This window comes from Atribacter sp., assembly GCF_035418125.1.
Lineage (GTDB): Bacteria > Atribacterota > Atribacteria > Atribacterales > Atribacteraceae > Atribacter > Atribacter allofermentans.
Window position 1 is genome coordinate 1 of record NZ_DAOLQM010000005.1, and the last position, 4,153, is coordinate 4,153.

Sequence of the window (4,153 nt, forward strand, 5' to 3'; positions counted from 1 at the left end):
TATCACTCACATATTCAATGATTTGAGGTGACATATCGTCGAGATTGGTTTCGATTAGAATATTCTCTTCGGTTCGTTCATTTTCAGACAAACGTCCTAAAAAAAGCCGAAGGGTATTCGGGATTTCAAAATCATGGGATCCTGCTCCATAACCAATTTTTTCTATGACCATATGAGGAAGAGTTCCAAATTCGTTGGTTATGCCTGCGATTATAGCCGCCCCAGTTGGTGTGGTAAGTTCGTGTGGAATATGTCCTGATTTTATGGGTACACCTTTTAACAACTCAACTGTAGCAGGAGCTGGAATAGGTAACTTACCATGGGCAGTTTCGATAAAACCAAAGCCGGTAGGAATGGTTGAGGCAAAAACCTTTTTTATGTGAAAATAATTGAGTCCAATTATTGCGCCGGTAATATCGATTATAGTGTCTAGTCCTCCGACTTCGTGAAGGAAAACCTCTTCAGGATTTTGCCCATGAATACTCCCTTCTGCCTGAGCAATCTTCCATAGCAGGGATATACTTTTTTCTTTAATAGAAGAGGAGAGATCGGATTCTTGTAGGATACGAACCAACTCTTTAGCTGGTCGATGATGATGGTGGTGGTCTGGGTGATGAGTATGATGATGGTGTTCTTCGGGATCGGTAATTATAACTTGGGTTGCTTGAATAGCTCTCTTGGTGACTTTTTCAGCTTGAATAAGAAAAGGAATTTTTAATTTGGTGAGTTCTTCTTGAAGCAAGTCAATGGGTAAACCCAAATCTACCAAACCACCTAAAAACATATCACCACTAATGCCAGAAAAACAGTCACAATAAAGAATCATGGTTTATTTTTCTCCTTCAGCAAGTTGATTAATAAGATGAGCCAGGTACCCGGCACCGAATCCATTATCAATATTAACCGTGGCAATACCAGGTGAGCACGAGTTCAACATGGTTAATAAAGCCGAGAGACCTTGAAAGTGAGCTCCATAGCCAACACTGGTGGGCACTGCAATCACTGGTCGTCCGACCATACCGGAAACGACCCCCGGTAAAGCACCTTCCATGCCGGCTACTGCTACGATAACGTTGGATTGCCAAAGTTGATCGAGATGAGAAAAAAGACGGTGAATCCCAGCGATCCCAATGTCATAAATCCGGTTTATATAACTCCCCGCAATTTCGGCGGTTACGGCAGCTTCCTCGGCTATTGGAAGATCGGCGGTTCCGGCGCTGATTATTGTAACGCACCCTTTTTTTTCGACCGGCTTTCGTTCTAAGACCAAAAGGTGAGCGGTTGGATGATATAGAATATCCGGTATTTCTTTCTGTACGGCCAAAAAATGATCGGGTTGAGCTCTGGTGGCTAATAAATTTGGATATTGTTCACTCATTTTCTTCAGGATAGTTAAAATTTGGTCTTGGGTTTTTCCCTGACAAAAAACCACCTCAGGGAATCCTTTCCTTAATGCTCGATGATGATCAATTTTTACAAAGTCGAGGTCTTCATAGAGAAGCTGACGTAATTGTTTTTCGGCTTCTTGTGGGGTAATTTTTTGGTTCCAGAGATCTTCTAAGGTATGAAAAAAAACCGAGATAACCATCACCCTCTTCACGCATCAAATTGTTTTATATTATATCATTCCTGGACACCTTACTTAATAAAAGAAAATCGGAAAAACAGTAGGATAAATGAGGTAATGCATGTTAGAATACAAGAAAAACGGAGGAGATGTTTATGAAGACTAAATTCATTTTTTTATTAACCATTATTCTTGTTTTTTCTATTCATTCTATTGCTTGTTCTCAAGACATGTTTAATAATACTTTGAACTTAGATAGTTTAAAACACCAGAAATATTTAATACGACAAGAAGATAAGGATGGTATAACCGAAGGATCTCTTACTGTTGATGTTGTACCGCAAGATGAAGAAAAGTACCAGGTGAGCATTGATTTTCTTTTAGGTGAGGATCATTTTACGAACTCTTTTATCGCTTCAAAAGATGATAATCAAAATTTATTTAATAATCTTTTTTTCTCCAATCCTATGGCTATGGCAATCGTTATGCCAGTTTTTGCAGTTCAGTTTATGTTGCTACCAGTTACTTTAATGGGCGGCGAGTTAAAAGAAGGTTTTCTATGGAGTTCAAAAGAAGATGATGAGGAATTAACCATACAAGTTCCTTCTTCTGAAGAACGTTTTGGTTTAAAAGCTTATTGGGTGGAGATACTGAAGGATAAACAAATAGCGGTTCGAATGCTCTATTCAAAGGAAGCCCCACTTCCTTTCGTCGTCGAAATTACTGATTCCGATACTCTTGATGAAGGGCTGGAATCATTGTATTTAGAGCTTCAAGAATGGGAAACTAATTAGTAGCAAACACCGTCACTACAAGCGGATGGAGAAGTGGAGCCATCCGCTTTTTTTCTTTTTGGTTTTGCTTGAGCAAGAGCGTTTTGAATAATTTCTTTTTCTAAAGATTCAACGGCAATTTTACCTTGCCATTTTTCAATGATTTTCATGTTTTGGTCAACTAAGAAGGCGGTTGGGAATTCCCAAAAACCCCAGGTCGCCTTTAAATTATTAAGCCCCATGTATACCTGTAAATCCAAGTTTAGAGATTCAAGAATGCGTTTTACTTCTCGCCAATCGCATCCAACACAGATGGGAATCAGCTGGAATTGAAGGTTTTTTTGAAGATATTGAGCTGCAAATAGTTCTCGATCACAAGAAAAACATTCCGGGGATAAAAAAAGAACAACAACCATTTGATCATCAACAGAAAAAGGTATTTCTTGACCGGTCAAATCGTAAAGATTGAAAGGAGGAACATCGCGCCACGCCGCCGCTTGTGACTGGGAAGAATTCATAAAATATGTTCCCAACAAGACTAATAAAAACCAAAAAATTAGATTTACGGAGGATGGCATTTTTTTCATGGTTTCTATTTTACTTTTTCATGGGAAGATTAGCAACTCCGAGAGAGAAAATGCTGGTATTGATTAAAAAAGACAAGCATAACACCATCGATAGAATAAAAAAGTAAATTGGTCCAGGTGGGTATTCGATAAAAAGAGAATTATAAAAAAGTGTTTTATAAAATTATTGGTTTGAAAGATTTTTAAAATCACCAATTTTTTATAAAAACCATGAAAAAGTATAAAAAACCATTCATCGAAGGCGAATTCGTATATAATAGGGTATAAAAAAATAGTGGTGAAATATGAAGTGGAAAAAGTAGGTATTATTACAATCTCAAGAGAAACCGAAAGCCTTGGTGATGAGATCGCTACTCAATTATCAAAACAATTGAATTACGAATGCATTGATCGTGAACGATTAGCCGTGCTACTACATGAAGCCCATCAAGAAGATTTGGATGAGAATATTGATCGACAGAAATTCCTCATTTGGGCAAAAAACGTGAAGGAAGTCCTTCTTAAACAGGCTAAAAGAGGTCCAATAATTTTTCTTGGCCGAGGAGGACAAACCATTTTTCAAAAAGATTCCAGGGCCTTTCATTTGTTGATCGTTTCTTCACCCGAACTTCGTTTGCAAAGAATTATGGAAAAATATCGACAGGATGAAGTAACCGCTTCCCATATTTTGGCTGAATTGGATCGGAAAAGAGAAAAATTTCTTCTTGAAGCTTTAGGCGCCGATTGGAAAAATCCTCTTATCTATCACTTAGTTTTAAACACAGCTTATTATACGGTAAATCAATCCTGTCAAATTATTCAGGAAGCAATCAAGAATTTAGGTGTTCATCGAACCCCCAAAGAACAGCAATTGTTGTTTCCCAGCCTTGATTTTGGCGGGAATCGAGTTGAGTTTGTTCATCCATCTGAAGAAGAGTTTGCACGGATACTCGATTTTTATCGAATCAAATGGCTTTATGAGCCCCGTACTTTTCCTTTGGAGTGGGATAGTGAAGGGAATGTTGTCGAAGCTTTTTCACCTGATTTTTACCTACCCGATTTCGATCTTTTCATTGAACTCACTACTCAAAAACAAAAATTAGTCAGGAAAAAAAACCGCAAAGTGAAAAGGCTAAAAGACTTATATCCAAAGGTAAAAATTAAAGTTATTTATTCACGAGACTATACTCATCTTTTACGTAAGTTTGGAGTGGAGGAAGATATATGATTGAATCAAAACTGGGCGA

Annotated in this window: 5 protein-coding genes; 2 read left to right on the forward strand and 3 right to left on the reverse strand. The window is 37.8% G+C overall.

All coding sequences use genetic code 11. The features are described from left to right. Together larC and larB are read right to left on the reverse strand one after the other, a co-directional pair. Positions 1–826, reverse strand: an 826-nt coding sequence (gene larC / locus PLK24_RS00770) for a nickel pincer cofactor biosynthesis protein LarC (protein WP_324475778.1), incomplete at its 3' end; no start/stop codon positions are given. A gap of 3 nt (positions 827–829) precedes the next feature. Continuing rightward, on the reverse strand, positions 830–1,600 hold the full coding sequence (gene larB / locus PLK24_RS00775) for a nickel pincer cofactor biosynthesis protein LarB (RefSeq protein WP_324475780.1): 771 nt from the start codon (positions 1,598–1,600) through the stop codon (positions 830–832). A gap of 122 nt (positions 1,601–1,722) precedes the next feature. Between larB and PLK24_RS00780 the strand changes: the two genes are divergently transcribed. Further along, positions 1,723–2,361, forward strand: a complete 639-nt coding sequence (locus tag PLK24_RS00780; RefSeq protein WP_324475781.1) for a hypothetical protein — start codon at positions 1,723–1,725, stop codon at positions 2,359–2,361. Here PLK24_RS00780 and PLK24_RS00785 read toward each other — a convergent pair. Then, a complete protein-coding gene (locus PLK24_RS00785) occupies positions 2,358–2,927 on the reverse strand; it encodes a TlpA family protein disulfide reductase (RefSeq protein WP_324475782.1) in 570 nt (189 codons plus the stop codon). The genes PLK24_RS00780 and PLK24_RS00785 overlap by 4 nt on opposite strands. A 289-nt stretch (positions 2,928–3,216) precedes the next feature. On the opposite strand from PLK24_RS00785, the gene PLK24_RS00790 reads away from it, so the two are divergent. Then, on the forward strand, positions 3,217–4,134 hold the full coding sequence (locus PLK24_RS00790) for a cytidylate kinase family protein (protein ID WP_324475783.1): 918 nt from the start codon (positions 3,217–3,219) through the stop codon (positions 4,132–4,134). Positions 4,135–4,153: the final 19 nt, after the last annotated feature.